The organism is Variovorax boronicumulans, from assembly GCF_030812215.1.
GTDB lineage: Bacteria > Pseudomonadota > Gammaproteobacteria > Burkholderiales > Burkholderiaceae_C > Variovorax > Variovorax boronicumulans_C.
Map to the genome: position 1 here is coordinate 920,934 of NZ_JAUSSG010000001.1, position 13,938 is coordinate 934,871.

Below are 13,938 nucleotides of genomic sequence, written 5' to 3' on the forward strand. Positions count from 1 at the left end.
TCGGGCGCGGGCGCGTCTGGAAGGTGTGAACGAATCCGTCATGCCCGATTTCATTCGCACCTTCTAGGGCATCATCGCCCCATGCCGAATACAGGGTTCGACTGGCTGCCTTCTCCCTCGCAGCATTTCCTCGTCGTCACTTTTGCGCTGCTCGTCTACGTACTGACCACGCGCGCGCGCCGCGAGCAGCGCGCGCCCACCACCGCCATTGCGTGGGTGATGGGACTGGTGCTCATGCCCTACCTGATCCTGCCGATGTACCTGCTGTTCGGCCAGCGCAAGCTGCGCCCGGCCGGCTCGCCGCGGCCACCGCGCTCGGTGCCGCCGGGACACTGGGCCGCCGACCTGATCGAGAGCTTCGGCCTCGCACCGCCGGGGCGCTGCGCGGTGCGCCTGCATGCCGACGGCGAGCAGGCGCGGCTCGCGCTGTTCGAGGTGATCGACGGCGCGCGCGAGCGCATCGACGTGTGCACCTTCATCATCGGCGACGACGCGCTGGGCCATGCGGTGCTCGCGCGGCTCGCGCAGCGGGCGCGCGACGGCATCAAGGTGCGGGTGCTGCTCGATGGCTTCGGCGCGCTCTCGCTGCCGCGCCATCACTTCGACCTGCTGCGCGCGGCGGGCGGCGAGGTGGCGGTGTTCCGCCCCTTCTTCAGCCTGCGCCGCACCGGGCCGCGCAACCTGCGCAACCACCGCAAGTTCACCATCGCCGACGACGGCTGGCTCTGGTCGGGCGGCCGCAACCTCGCGGGCGAATACTTCACCGGCAACGACAGGTACCCCGAGGCCTGGCGCGATCTCTCTTTCGATCTGCGTGGCAACGTGGCGGCAGCCGCGGCGCGCCAGTTCGATCACGACTGGCGCTCGGTGCGCGTGCGCAAGGCGCGTGCCATCACCTGCGACAACCTGCCCGAAGCCCCCGGCACCGCGATGGCCCAGTTCCTGCCGAGCGGCCCCGACCAGACCGAGGACACCGCGCACGCGCTGCTGATCGACGCGTGCTTTCGCGCCGAGCACCGCATCCTCGCGATCACGCCCTACTTCGTGCCCGGCGACGGCCTGCGCGATGCGCTGCGGCTGGCGGCCCGGCGCGGCGTGCAGGTGACGATCGCAATGCCCGCGCAGTCGAACCACCGCCTGGCCGACTTCGTGCGTGCCCGCGCGATGCGCGACCTGGCGCGCGCGGGCGTGAGCTTTCGCATGCTGCCCTTCATGGCGCATGCCAAGGCGGTGGTGGTCGACCACGAGCTGGCGATGTGCGGCTCGATCAACCTCGACCTGCGCAGCCTGCTGCTGAACCACGAGGCCGCGGTCGTGTTCTACGGAGCGAACGAGATCGACTGGCTGGCCGAGTGGATAGACACCACCGCTTCGGCCGGCGAGCCTTATCGCGCACGGCGCCCCGGCCTCGTGCGCGACGTGGCCGAGGGACTGCTGCTTACCGTCGCTTTCCAGCTGTAGCCGGCGCCGCCGCGGCCTTGGCGGCCTTGGCTTCCTTCGCCACGGCATCGAGCCCGGCGAGCACGTAGCGCATCAGGTCGTCCGCGAGGGCCTGGGTGTCCTTCAGCGCCGGCAGCACCTTGTTGCCCAGGTCCTTGGGCGCAACCATCATCACGATGCACGGCAACACGGTGAACAGCAGTGCGCGCTGCACCGCGGGATGGTCGTCGGGCAATCCCACGATGGCGCCAAGCAGGCCGCGCAACAGCTTGGCCTTGGGCAGTACCGCGCGCTTGATCATCATCGGCAGCGCCGGTGACGGAGACAGCGCCTCGCGCAGCACCACGCGGAAACCCCAGGGCGCCTTGGGCTGGCCGCCCATCTCGATCAGGTGCGTGAGAAACGCTCGCAGCTTGAGCCGCGGATCGCTCGACTCGCTGGCGAGGCTGGCCAATTCGTCGATGCTCACGACCTGGCGGTGCGCCTCGATCAGCACCGCCTCGTAGAGCCCGTCGCGACCGTTGAAGTGGTAGTTGATCGCGGCCATGTTGGTGCCGGCGCGGGTGCAGATTTCCTTGCTCGTGGCATCGGCGAAACCGCGCTCGGCGAACAACTGGCCCGCCGTCTCCAGGATGTGCAGGCGCGTGGTGTTGCCGTCGGTGCGCTGCGTGCGCGAAGGAGTGCTGGAAGAGCTGGTGGCCATGTGCCGAGGTTAATCGAATTGAAAAAATACTTCAAATTCAAATTTCAATTTGATAACATCCGGCCGCATCCGAGTCAGCAAACCGGCAGGAAACACGCCCATGAACAAGAAACCACTCATCGCCATTGCCGTCGTCGCGTTGCTCGCCGTGGCGGGCGGCTGGTGGTACTTCAACCGATCGGCCGCACCGTCCGACCAGCTCGTGCTCTACGGCAATGTCGATGTGCGCCAGGTCTCGCTCGCCTTCAACGCCAACGACCGGGTGGCCGAGCTCGCGGTGCGCGAAGGCGACCACGTCCGGGCCGGACAACTGCTCGGCAAGCTCGACACCCGCACGCTGGTGTTGCGCGTGGCGCAGTCGCAGGCGCGCATCGGCGTGCAGGAGCAGGCCCTGCTGCGCCTGAAGACCGGCAGCCGACCTGAAGAAGTGGCGCAGGCCGGCGCGCAGGTCGCCGCCGCGCAGGCCGATGCCGATCTTGCGCAGCAGCAGCTCGCGCGCCTTCAAGGCATCAGCCAGACCACCGCCGGCCGCGCGGTGAGCCAGCAGGACCTGGACAGCGCACAGGCGAAACGCAAGGTCGCGCTCGCGCAGCTCGACAGCGCGCGCAAGGCGCAGCAACTCGTCGTCACCGGTCCGCGCAAGGAAGACATCGCGCAGGCGCAGGCCCAGCTCGAATCGGCGCGTGCCGACCTCGCGCTCATGAACCACCAGCTCACCGAGGCCGAACTGAAGGCGCCCATCGATGCCGTCGTGCGCGCCCGCCTGCTCGAACCCGGCGACATGGCCTCGCCGCAGCGTCCGGCCTTCACGCTTGCCATCACCGATCCCAAGTGGGTGCGCGCCTATGTGGCCGAAGCCGACCTCGGCCGCGTGAAGCCGGGCCAGGCCGCGCGCGTGAGCACCGACAGCCAGCCCGGCGAAGCCATCGCCGGCAAGGTCGGCTACATCGCGTCGGTGGCGGAGTTCACGCCCAAGACCGTGCAGACCGAGGAGCTGCGCAGCAGCCTCGTCTACGAGATCCGCGTGATGGTCGACGACAAGCAGGACCGCCTGCGCCTGGGCATGCCGGCCACCGTGCGGCTGCAGCGCTCCGACGCCAACGGCAAGTCCTGATGGCCGGCATCGAGCCGGCCGTGGCCGGACGCTCCCTGCACAAGCGCTTCACGCTCAAGTCGTCGAAGCAGCCGGTGCATGCGCTCGATGGCGTGTCGCTCGACATCCCCGCGGGGACGCTCACCGCACTCGTCGGTCCGGACGGCGCCGGCAAGACCACGCTGCTGCGCCTGATGGCGGGCCTGATGCGCGCCGACGAAGGCGAACTGCGTGTGCTCGGCATCGACGTGTCGGCCGATCCGCAGGCAGTGCAGGACCGCATCAGCTACATGCCGCAGCGCTTCGGCCTCTACGACGACCTGAGCGTGCAGGAGAACCTCGACCTCTACGCCGACCTGCATGGTGTCTCGAACGAGAAGCGCCGCGAGCGCTACGCCCGGCTGATGGAGATGACCGACCTCGGCCGCTTCACCGACCGCCCCGCGGGCAAGCTCTCGGGCGGCATGAAGCAGAAGCTGGGTCTGGCCTGCACGCTGGTTCGCTCGCCCGACCTGCTGCTGCTCGACGAGCCGACCGTCGGCGTCGATCCGCTCTCGCGGCGCGAGCTCTGGCAGATCGTGCAGCAGTTGGTGGAGGACGAAAAGCTCTCGGTGATCGTGAGCACCGCGTACCTCGACGAGGCCGAGCGCTGCAGCCATGTGTTCGTTCTGCGCGAGGGCAAGCTGCTCGCGGAAGGTGCCCCGGCCGAGATTCGCGACCACGCAAAGGGCCTGTGCTTCGTTTCCGCGCCGCCGGACGGCGAACCGCCGCGCCTGATGCAGGCTCGCCTGCTCGATGCCCGGCAGAACATCGTCGATGCCGTGCCGCAAGGCGGCGAGGTGCACTTCATCCGTCGTCCGGATACGGACGATGCGGCGCTTGCCGCGCTGCTGGCCGGTGCGCACGCAGAGCCGGTGCCGCCGCGGCTCGAAGACGGCTTCATGACGCTGCTGCGCACGCAGCAGGCATCGGCACCGAACCACACCGCCGTCGCGACGCCCGCCTCCGCCAAAGGCGACCCCGACGAAGTCGTCATTGAAGTGAAAGACCTCGTGCGCCGCTTCGGCGATTTCGTCGCCGTCGCGAGCACCAGCTTCTCGGTGCGGCGCGGCGAAATCTTCGGCCTGCTCGGCCCCAACGGTGCGGGCAAGACCACCACCTTCCGCATGCTCTGCGGCCTCCTGCCCGCGAGCGGCGGCCAGCTGCGCGTGGCTGGCGTGGACCTGCGCCATGCGCGCGCACAGGCTCGCCAGCGCATCGGCTACGTTTCGCAGAAATTCGCGCTCTACGGCAACCTCACGGTGCGCGAGAACCTCTCGTTCTTCGGCGGCGCCTACGGCCTGCGCGGGCAGCGGTTGCAGTCGCGCATGCAGATCGTGCTGCGCCAGTTCGACCTCGAGCGCGAGCTCGACACACCCAGTGGCCAGTTGCCCGGCGGCTACCGGCAGCGGCTTGCCATGGCCACCGGCCTGCTGCACGAACCCGAGATCCTGTTTCTCGACGAGCCCACGAGCGGGGCCGACCCGCTTGCGCGCCGCGAGTTCTGGCGCCGCATCACCGCGCTGGCCGAAGGCGGCACCACCATCGTCATCACCACGCACTTCATGGAAGAGGCCGAGTACTGCGACCGCATCGTGATCCAGGACGCGGGAAAGGTGCTTGCCATCGGCACGCCGCAGGAAGTGCGCACGCAGGCGCTGGACGGCCAAGACAGCGGCAAGCGCATCGACATGGAGCAAGCCTTCATCGGCATCGTCGAGAAAGCACGGCGCAAAGGGCAAGAAGCCACCGCGAAGCAACCCGAAGGAGCCGCGGCATGAGCGCCGCGCCAGGCCGCCCCAAGCAAGCTCGCACCGCAGCGCGTAGCGCGGGAGGGTTCCGATGAACGGCTTCTGGTCACGCCTCGTCTCACTCACGCGCAAGGAATTCCGCCAGTTGCTACGCGACCGCAGCAACCTCGTGATCGGCATCCTGCTGCCGATGGTGCTGATCCTGATCTTCGGCTACGGCATGTCGCTGGACGTGAAGAATGCGCCGGTGGCGGTGGTGATGGAAGACGCCTCGCCGACCGCGCACGAAGCCATTGCCGGCCTGCAGCTCTCGCCCGCCATCGCGCCGGTGCTGCTGGGTTCGATGCACGACGCCGAAGAACTGATGCGCGAGCGCAAGGTCGACGGCATCGTGCGCATCCCGAGCGACTTCTCGCGCGCGCTGGCCGCAGGCAACGCGCGCGTGCAACTGATCGTGCACGGCGCCGACGCGGGCCGCGCGACCATCATCCAGGCCTACGTGAGCGGCGCCCTCGCCCAGGCGGCCGTGCGGCAGGCGGATCGCCTGGGCAGCACCTCGGGCGCGGACGCACCGCCCGTGGGCAGCGTCACGGTCGAGCAGCGCATGTGGTTCAACGCCGCGAACACCAGCACCTGGTACCTCGTGCCGGGGTTGATCGTGCTCATCATGACGCTGGTCGGCGCCTTCCTCACCGCGCTGGTGATGGCGCGCGAATGGGAGCGCGGCACGCTCGAGGCGCTGTTCGTCACACCGGTGCGGCCGGTCGAGATACTGCTGGCCAAGATCATTCCGTACTTCGGCGTCGGCATGCTGGGCCTCGCGCTCTGCCTGCTGGCCGCGCGCTTCCTGTTTGCGGTGCCGATGTACGGCTCGCTGTTCGTGGTGGTGTTCAGCTCGATGCTCTACCTGATCGTGGCTGTGAGCCTGGGCCTCGTCATTTCGTCGGTCACACGCAACCAGTTCCTTGCGAGCCAGGTCGCGCTGATCGCGACCTTCATGCCTTCGATGATGCTCTCGGGCTTCCTGTTCGACCTGCGCAACGTGCCGACGGCCGTGCGCGTCATCGGCCATGCGCTGCCAGCCACCTACTTCATGGACCTGATCAAGACACTGTTCCTCGCGGGCGACGTCTGGCCGCTCATCTGGCGCAACTGCCTGATCCTGCTGGCGTACGCAGTGGGCCTGCTGATAGTGGCCCGCGCGGTGACGCGCAAGAGCCTCGATTGAAAAGCGGCGAAGGAAAACAAAAATGATCGATTTCCTGCGGCGCATCGCCAACCTTTGCAAGAAGGAGCTGCTCGCGATCCTGAAGGACCCGGCCACACGCACCATTCTCTTCGCGCCCGCGCTGCTGCAGAGCCTGATCTTTGGCTACGGCGCCACCTACGACCTGGCGAACGTGCCCTATGCGCTGCTCGACCAGAGCCGCACCGGCGCGGCGACGGAGCTCATCGCGCACCTGGACAGCACCGGCGTCTTCCACCGCGTGGCCACGCTGCGCACGCAGGCCGACATCCGGGAGGTGATCGACACCGAGCAGGCGCTGCTGGTGATCCAGATCGCGCCCGACTTCGAGCGGCAGCTCAGCGCAGGGCAGCCTGCGGCGATCCAGTTGATCCTCGACGCACGCAACTCCAACACCGCGGGTTCTGCCGCCGGCTATGTGAGCGCGGTGGTCGAGCGCTATAACGCCGAGCTGCGCACGCGTGCGGGCGCACCGCCCGTGCCGCTGGTCATCGAATCGCGCGCCTGGTTCAACCCGAACCTGGAGACGCGCTGGAACCTCCTGCCCGGCCTGATCGCCGCGCTCAGCATGCTGCAGACGCTGCTGCTCACCGCGCTCTCGGTGGCGCGCGAGCGCGAGCAAGGCACCTTCGACCAGCTGCTGGTGACGCCGATGTCACCGCTCGAAATCATGATCGGCAAGGCGCTGCCGCCGGTGCTGGTCGGGCTTGTGCAGTCGTCGCTGATCCTGCTGGTGGCGGTCTTCTGGTTCGGTATTCCGATGGCGGGCTCGCTGGTCACGCTCTACACCGGTCTCGTCTTCTTCACTGTGGCGAGCGTGGGCATCGGGCTCTCCATCTCCGCCGTGTCGGCCAACATGCAGCAGGCCATGCTCTACACCTTCGTGCTGCTGATGCCGATGATGCTGCTGTCGGGCCTGACCACGCCGGTGCGCAACATGCCGCATGTGCTGCAGGTGATCACGATGGCCAATCCGCTGCGCTTTGCCATCGACCTGGTGCAGCGCGTGTACCTCGAAGGCGTGGGGCTCGCCACGGTCTGGCACAACCTGATTCCTCTTTCGATCATCGCGGTCGTCACGCTGCCGCTGGCGGCGTGGCTCTTTCGCAATCGTCTTGTCTGATACGGGAGCACTTCATGCCTCTCACTCTCCATTTCACATGCAACGCAGTGGCTGCTGCCGCGCTGGCGCTCTTCGTCGGCGGTTGCGCCGTGGGCCCCGACCACAACCCCTCGGCACCGCGCGCGCCCGCCGACTGGTCGGCCTGGCACGGCGGCTCGCCCGCATTGCTGGGCGCGGAACGCCGTGCCGCACCCGAGGCATCCATCACGCCCGGCGACTGGAAGGCCTTCAACGATCCGGTGCTCGACAGGCTGCAGGCGATGGTGCTCGCCGCCAACCCCGACCTGCAGACCGCAGCGCTGCGCTTCGCACAGAGCCGCGTGCAGCGCGCCACCACGGCGACCCAGCGCGGCCCCCAGGTCAACGCCAGCGCGGGCGCCACGCGGCAACGCCAAAGCGAGAGCGGCGCGGCCACGCGGATGATCGATGCGCTCGGCTCCTCCGTCGCCAACAAGGCGCAGCTGATCCGCACGCTCAGCGAGCCCTACAACCTCTACCAGGCCGGCTTCGATGCCTCGTGGGAAATCGACCTCTGGGGCCGCGTGCGGCGTGCAGTGGAAGCGGCCGATGCCGACGCGGCGGCCTCGGCCGCGATGCTGCAGCAGGCCGAACTCAGCGTTCAGGCCGAGCTCGCGCGCAACTACTTCGAGCTGCGCGGCACGCAGCGTGAGCTGCGCATCGCGCGCGCCGATATCGCCGCCGCCGCCGAATCGCTCGAACTCGTGCAGGCGCGCGCCGATGGCGGACTCGTCACCGATCTCGACCCGGTGCGCCAGCGAACCCTGCTGGCCGAACTGCGCGCGCGCATCCCCTCGCTGCTGCAGCAGGAAGCCGATGCGATGAATCGCATCACGCTGCTGATCGGCGCCCCGCCCGGTGCGCTGAACACCGAACTGGCCGATGCCGCCACCGACAGCGCGAGCGATGCGCCACCGCTGCCCGACCTCGCGCTCGGCCTCCCCGCAGACCTCGCACGGCGCCGCCCCGACATCGCCGCCGCCGAAGCGCAGCTGCACGCCGCCACCGCACGCGTGGGCGTGGCCGTGGCCGATCTCTATCCGCGCGTGACGCTGGGCGCGGGCTTCGGCTACGAGTCGGTCGGAAGCGATCGCTTCGGTGACTGGGGGAGCCGACAGTGGCATGTCGGCCCATCCCTGAGCCTGCCGATCTTCGACAACGGCCGCCGCCGCAGCACCGTCGATCTGCGCGAGCTGCAGCAGCAGGAGGCGGCCGTGGCCTTCCAGCAGACGGTGCTCAAGGCCTGGCATGAGATCGACGCCGCCCTCAACGCCTACAGCGCCGAGCGCCAGCGGCACGCCGAACTCATCGAGCGCGAGCGCCAGAGCCGCGATGCGCTCACGCTCGCGCATGCGCGCTATGCGAACGGGCTCACCGATTTCGGCGTCGAGCTCGACGCACGCCGTGCCCTCTTGCAGGCCCGTCGCGACCACGCACAGAGCACGAGCCGCCTGTCCGTGAACTTGGTCACGGTCTACAAGGCACTGGCCGGCGGCACGCTGCCCAACGATGGGATAGCCCAGCGCAATCCGTCATCCGCCCCGTGATTTAGTGCCCAAATAACAGGCACTGACGACACCCGGGAAAGCCCCAATCCTACGGGGCTGAAAATTAAAATTGAGCACTTCCTGGTTATCGCAGTTTCGTGTTCGGGAATGAGCGGTCTGCTCTTCCCTCCGTAAATTCGCAACCAGTCCCCGCACTTCAGAAGCATCGGCGCCCTTCAGGACGTATCGCCCTCGGCGAACTCGATGCGATGCAGGAGCGTGACCGGCAAAGGTGGTCATGGGCGGGGAGACGGTGCTTCTTGCAGTTCGGATCCATCGGGTCGCCTGAAGCAGTTTCCCTTTGATCACTGTTGGGCTCCCCTCTGCAGGGGAAAAATCGATGCGATCCGTTTATTCGCCGCAGGCGCTCGCGCGCCGGCTGGGCGCAGCCATGCCTTTTGCTTTTGCATGGCTGCTGCTTTCTTTCAGTTCCGGGACCTGGGCCGCCATGGACGAGGTCGGCCACGCAACGCCGAGCGTGCACCGCCTGAAGCTCTTCGTCGATCCACAACTGGCCGCCGACATCGGCGCACCCGAAGCGGGCCGCCGGCTCGCGCAGTACGTGGCCGACATCAACACCGTGTTCATGCGCGAGACCGTGCGCAGCTTCGCGTTCGATCCGGCGAAGGACCTGCAGATCGTCTCGCCGACGTCGGCGCCGCAATGCGGCTTCAACGGCGTCGCCGAGCGGGAGGTCGTGCTGTGCATCTCGAAGTCGCAGCGCGGCTACAGCCACGGCGGCCTGACCACGAGCACCACCTTCCCGCCCAAGGGCGTGACCTGGAATCTCAACTGGACCGCGATCCACGACCCGCTGCACCTCTCGCGCGCGATCACGCCAGCCACGCCCGAATCCACCGAGAAGGACTATCTCGGCCGTCAGCTCAAGACGCTGCTGCACGAGCTGGAGCATGTATTCGGCGCCGGCTCCGGCGAGTACTACAACGCCATCGCCGTGACCGACACCACCGAGGTCGCGCCCAAGGCCGACCTCGAACTCGCGAAGCTCACCGACCGCTACTGGTGGCAGCGCCAGCACTGGCGCCTCGACCCGCTGCTCGGGACCGTGTTCGAAGAGCGCTTCGACCCCGCCGCCAACCGCGTGGCCACGCTGGAGATGATCCGCTTCACCGAAGGCACCAAGGCCAACATCAACACCGACTGGAGCGACTGGCCCAAGCTCGGCAGCTCGAAGTACATGGCCCCGACCACCGCCACGCAGGTGCACGTGACGGACCGCGAGACCGGTGCCGCGCTCGCGGGCGCGCAGGTTTCGGTGTGGCGCGACCCGGGTGCGCAGAAGCCGCTGGAGCCCCTCGCGCAAGGCGTGGCCGATGCCAACGGACGCTTCACCTTCGACTGGCGCTGCGGCTTCAGCTGTTTCACGGTCGGCAAGACCAACCTGCTCGTGAAGGCAGAGGCGCCGGGCCGTGCGCCGGGCGCGACGTGGTTCACCATCTTCGATGCGTTCGAGCAGAAGGCGGTGCAGGGCCAGGCGGCCCTCACCATCGACCTGCCGCTCGGCATTCCCGATGCCTACAAGCCGACCGTTTCGCTGGCCGCACCGGCCATGGCCACGGTGGGCCAGCCGACGACCCTCGCACCGGTGGCGGTGGACAACGTGGGCGTCTTCGGCGTCAAGGTGGTCGGTGCCAACAGCCTGCCGATCTGCACCTTCACGGCGCCGCCGTACACCTGCACGTGGACGCCGACTGCGCCGGGCACGCAGACGATCCGAGTGATCGCGCTCGACATGGCCGGCAACTCCGCCGTCGCCTTCGCCAATGTGATCGTCAATCCGCCGGCGGACGCCGTGGCGCCGACCGTCGCCTTGGCCGCGCCGGCTTCGGCCGGCATCGCGACGCGACTCACGGCTACGGCATCCGATAACGTCGGTGTCTCGGAGGTGAAGTTCATCATCGAGGGCAAGACAGTGTGCACGCTGCGCGCAGCGCCGTACGCTTGCGCGTGGACGCCTGCGAGAGCCGGTGCCGCGAACATCGAAGTGCGTGCGGCCGATGCGGCGGGCAACGTTACCAGCGCTTCCGTCAACGTGCGTATCGAGGGCATGCAGCCGGAAGACCTGTGATGCGATGGTTCGGTGGCGCATGCACCTGGGCATGCTGCTTTGTCAGCTGATCAACCAGTGCTGTGAATGCGCAAGGCTCAGGCCAGGTTCGTGAAGCTCGCGTTGCCGAGCCCGGTGCCGATGGTCAGCACGCCCCAGTGCTTCACCTCGCGCATGAAGGGCAGCTCGCTCAGGCCCTGCACCACCGCATCGTTGTGCATCAGCACCAGCGTCGGGCCCGAGCCGATCATCGGCATGCGGCGCCACACTTCGCTCGGCAGGTGGAAGGCATGGCTCTCCCAGTCGCCCGGCAGGTTCTGCGCGCCGCGCGAAATGGAACCGTCCTGGCGAATCAGCCCCGGGCAGCCGATGCCGATGAAAGGCGCGAGCCGGATCTTCTTGCGCTCGCTGTAGAGCACCATGTCCTCCAGCATCTCCGCGATGTGCTCGACGATGCTGCCGCGGTTCGGCCCGTCGTCGGCATGGCGCCACTTCACGCGCCGCACCACCTTCGCGAGCGAGAAGTCAGGCGCCTTGCGGTGGCGTGTCTTGACGATGCCGCAGCGGATGTTGGTGCCGCCGATGTCCACCGCAAGAATGGCGTCGTGCCCCTTGAGCATGGCCGGCGGCGCGAGGTGCACCCAGCCGATCAGCCCGCCGTCGTCCACGTTGTGCGAGAGGCGGCCCAGCTGCACGTGCACGCCCATCTCCTCGAGGATGGCGCCCGCCTGCAGGATGGCGCGCTCGCCCACGTCGCTTTCGGGAAAGCCGCCGCCGACCACGATGCGCTGCACCCTCTCCCAAGAGGGCTGGCGGGTGAAACGCTGGATCACATAGGCCAGTTCCTCGGCAAATTCCTCGATGGCGCCATGCATCACGTCGGCGGCTTCGGGCGCCTTCTTCGCCTGCAGCGCATGGTCGAGTTCCTTCTTGCTGAGGTTGCGCGAATGCGAGAGGCCCAGCGGGTCGCGGCCTTCCTTGCGGCGGCGCTTGCGCCAGCGTTCGAGGAGTTCCCTGAAGGCGGTCTGGCTGGCCTGGTCGCCGACGAAGCCGTCCTTGTCGCGCAGCTGCAGGCTGTAGCCATCGACCTGCAGGCCGGGGAGTTCGCGCAGGCCGTGGACTCCGGGGCCGGGCAACCCGTTCTTGAGGGAAGGAGTGGATTTCTTCTTCGAGGGCTTGGACTTCATGGCGATCGACTATGGGCCTCGCCGCCGCCCGCTTGCATCGGCTCCGCGCACCATGCCGTGTAGGAGATTGGCGGGTGCGCCAAACGAAGCGTTGTCTATACACTGGCCCGGATGCATTTGCTCCGCAGCCTCTGGTGCGCCTTCCTGTGGGTCTCGATGGCCTGGCTTGCCGCCACCCCCGCGCAGGCCGCGGACGACGCACTGCGCGTCGGCTCCAAGCGCTTCACCGAGTCGTACATCCTCGCCGAGCTGCTCGCGCAGACGGCCGCGCCGCACACCGCGTCGCCGCCCATCGTGCGGCAAGGCCTGGGCAATACGGCCATCGTCTACGAGGCGCTGCGCTCGGGCGCCATCGATCTCTATGCCGAGTACACCGGCACCATCGCACTCGAAATCCTCAAGGGCTCGCCCGCGGAGACACGCGAGGCGATGAACGCCGCGCTCGCCCCGATGGGGCTGGGCGTGGCGATTCCGCTCGGCTTCAACGACGGCTACGCGCTGGCCGTGCGCGCGGCCGATGCGGACCGGCTCGGGCTTCGCACGTTGAGCGATCTGGCAAAGCACCCCGAACTCAAGCTCGGCCTGTCGAACGAATTCCTCGGCCGTGCCGACGGCTGGAAGGGTCTGGCCGCGCGCTACGGCTTCACGCAGACGCCGACCGGTCTCGACCACGGCCTGGCGTATGAAGCGGTGGCCGCCAAGCAGATCGATGCGATCGACATCTACACCACCGACGCGAAGATCGACCATCTCGGCCTGCGCGTGCTCGAAGACGACCGGAAGTTCTTCCCGCGCTACGACGCGGTGGTGCTCTACAAGCTCGACCTGCCGACCCGCCTGCCCAAGGCCTGGGCGGCGCTGCAGACGCTGGAGGGCAAGGTCGACGAGCACGCGATGATCGCGATGAATGCGCGCGCCGAATTGCAGAGCGTGCCCTTCGACGTGATCGCGCGCGACTTCATCGCCAGCACCGGCAAGACAGGGGCTGCGCCGGTGCAGGACACCCGGCGCGGCTTCACCGCCAAGCTCTTCGGTCCCGACCTCTGGAAGCTCGCGCGCCAGCACCTGCTGCTGGTGACGCTGTCGGTGGGCATCGCGATCCTGATCGGCGTGCCCATCGCGATCCTCGTGTTCTCGCATGTGCGGCTGCGCGCCGTGGTGCTCGGCATCGCGAGCCTGATGCAGACCGTGCCGTCGCTCGCGCTGCTGGCGGTGCTGATCTCGATGCTGGGGGCGATCGGTGCGCTGCCGGCACTGATCGCGCTCACGCTCTACTCGCTGCTGCCGATCATGCGCAACACGGTGACGGGTCTCGCCGAGGTGCCCAACGGTCTGCGGCTCGCGGGCACCGCGCTCGGCATGACGCCGCCGCAGAGCCTGCAACTCGTGCTCTTGCCGCTGGCGTTGCCCACGCTGCTTGCGGGCGTGCGCACGGCGACTGCCATTGCCATCGGCACGGCGACCATCGCGGCGTTCATCGGCGCAGGTGGCTTCGGCGAACGCATCGTGACGGGCCTGGCTTTGAACGACCGCGAACTGCTGCTGGCCGGCGCGCTGCCGGCCGCGGCGATGGCACTGATCAGCGAAGGGATCTTCGAGCTGATCGAGTGGGCGATGCGGCGCCGCCGCCGTGCGCCGCCGTCTTCGCTTCCGCCGTGAAGCAGTTGCGCCGCCCCGTAGCCGTTCACGCGAAGCCTGTCGAAGCGCCGAGCGAGGCTTCGAC

At 68.1% G+C, this 13,938-nt stretch carries 10 protein-coding genes; 8 read left to right on the plus strand and 2 right to left on the minus strand.

What is annotated here, in order from left to right:
- Nucleotides 1-81: 81 nt before the first annotated feature.
- The gene (locus J2W23_RS04340) at nt 82-1,461 is read left to right on the plus strand and encodes a phospholipase D-like domain-containing protein (RefSeq protein ID WP_307647784.1); all 1,380 of its coding nucleotides are present in this window, start codon (nt 82-84) and stop codon (nt 1,459-1,461) included.
- Here J2W23_RS04340 and J2W23_RS04345 read toward each other — a convergent pair.
- Complete coding sequence (locus tag J2W23_RS04345; RefSeq protein WP_307647785.1) at nt 1,439-2,143, minus strand: TetR/AcrR family transcriptional regulator; 705 nt, start codon at nt 2,141-2,143, stop codon at nt 1,439-1,441. The genes J2W23_RS04340 and J2W23_RS04345 overlap by 23 nt on opposite strands.
- A 100-nt stretch (nt 2,144-2,243) precedes the next feature.
- Here J2W23_RS04345 and J2W23_RS04350 point away from each other — a divergent pair, with 100 nt between their 5' ends.
- From J2W23_RS04350 to J2W23_RS04375, 6 genes are all read left to right on the plus strand, one after another.
- Nucleotides 2,244-3,257: an HlyD family efflux transporter periplasmic adaptor subunit gene (locus J2W23_RS04350; RefSeq protein WP_307647786.1), complete on the plus strand. Its 1,014-nt coding sequence runs from the start codon at nt 2,244-2,246 to the stop codon at nt 3,255-3,257.
- Nucleotides 3,257-5,056, plus strand: coding sequence for an ATP-binding cassette domain-containing protein (locus tag J2W23_RS04355; protein ID WP_307647787.1), 1,800 nt, complete (start codon nt 3,257-3,259; stop codon nt 5,054-5,056). Before J2W23_RS04350 ends, J2W23_RS04355 begins: the two co-directional genes overlap by 1 nt.
- Nucleotides 5,057-5,117: 61 nt before the next feature.
- A complete protein-coding gene (locus J2W23_RS04360) occupies nt 5,118-6,254 on the plus strand; it encodes an ABC transporter permease (RefSeq protein WP_307647788.1) in 1,137 nt (378 codons plus the stop codon).
- A 22-nt stretch (nt 6,255-6,276) separates the two neighbouring features.
- Nucleotides 6,277-7,395 carry an ABC transporter permease gene (locus J2W23_RS04365; RefSeq protein WP_307647789.1) on the plus strand — a complete coding sequence of 373 codons (1,119 nt, stop codon included), beginning with the start codon at nt 6,277-6,279 and terminating at the stop codon, nt 7,393-7,395.
- 14 nt (nt 7,396-7,409) lie between these two features.
- Nucleotides 7,410-8,960 carry an efflux transporter outer membrane subunit gene (locus J2W23_RS04370; RefSeq protein WP_307647790.1) on the plus strand — a complete coding sequence of 517 codons (1,551 nt, stop codon included), beginning with the start codon at nt 7,410-7,412 and terminating at the stop codon, nt 8,958-8,960.
- 340 nt (nt 8,961-9,300) lie between these two features.
- Complete coding sequence (locus J2W23_RS04375) at nt 9,301-11,049, plus strand: Ig-like domain-containing protein (RefSeq protein ID WP_307647791.1); 1,749 nt, start codon at nt 9,301-9,303, stop codon at nt 11,047-11,049.
- Nucleotides 11,050-11,126: 77 nt separating this feature from the next.
- Here J2W23_RS04375 and J2W23_RS04380 read toward each other — a convergent pair whose 3' ends face one another.
- On the minus strand, nt 11,127-12,215 hold the full coding sequence (locus J2W23_RS04380) for an ROK family protein (protein WP_307647792.1): 1,089 nt from the start codon (nt 12,213-12,215) through the stop codon (nt 11,127-11,129).
- Nucleotides 12,216-12,326: 111 nt separating this feature from the next.
- Between J2W23_RS04380 and J2W23_RS04385 the strand changes: the two genes are divergently transcribed.
- Nucleotides 12,327-13,874 (plus strand): ABC transporter permease/substrate-binding protein, encoded by a 1,548-nt coding sequence (locus J2W23_RS04385; protein ID WP_307647793.1) that lies wholly within the window; start codon nt 12,327-12,329, stop codon nt 13,872-13,874.
- The last annotated feature ends 64 nt before the right edge of the window (nt 13,875-13,938 follow it).

Coding starts and splice junctions, on each gene's coding strand:
- J2W23_RS04365 (WP_307647789.1), top strand. CDS start 6,277: ATGATCGATTTCCTGCGGCGCATCGCCAACCTTTGCAAGAAGGAGCTG.
- J2W23_RS04350 (WP_307647786.1), top strand. CDS start 2,244: ATGAACAAGAAACCACTCATCGCCATTGCCGTCGTCGCGTTGCTCGCC.
- J2W23_RS04345 (WP_307647785.1), bottom strand. CDS start 2,143: ATGGCCACCAGCTCTTCCAGCACTCCTTCGCGCACGCAGCGCACCGAC.
- J2W23_RS04380 (WP_307647792.1), bottom strand. CDS start 12,215: ATGAAGTCCAAGCCCTCGAAGAAGAAATCCACTCCTTCCCTCAAGAAC.
- J2W23_RS04340 (WP_307647784.1), top strand. CDS start 82: ATGCCGAATACAGGGTTCGACTGGCTGCCTTCTCCCTCGCAGCATTTC.
- J2W23_RS04360 (WP_307647788.1), top strand. CDS start 5,118: ATGAACGGCTTCTGGTCACGCCTCGTCTCACTCACGCGCAAGGAATTC.
- J2W23_RS04355 (WP_307647787.1), top strand. CDS start 3,257: ATGGCCGGCATCGAGCCGGCCGTGGCCGGACGCTCCCTGCACAAGCGC.
- J2W23_RS04375 (WP_307647791.1), top strand. CDS start 9,301: ATGCGATCCGTTTATTCGCCGCAGGCGCTCGCGCGCCGGCTGGGCGCA.
- J2W23_RS04370 (WP_307647790.1), top strand. CDS start 7,410: ATGCCTCTCACTCTCCATTTCACATGCAACGCAGTGGCTGCTGCCGCG.
- J2W23_RS04385 (WP_307647793.1), top strand. CDS start 12,327: ATGCATTTGCTCCGCAGCCTCTGGTGCGCCTTCCTGTGGGTCTCGATG.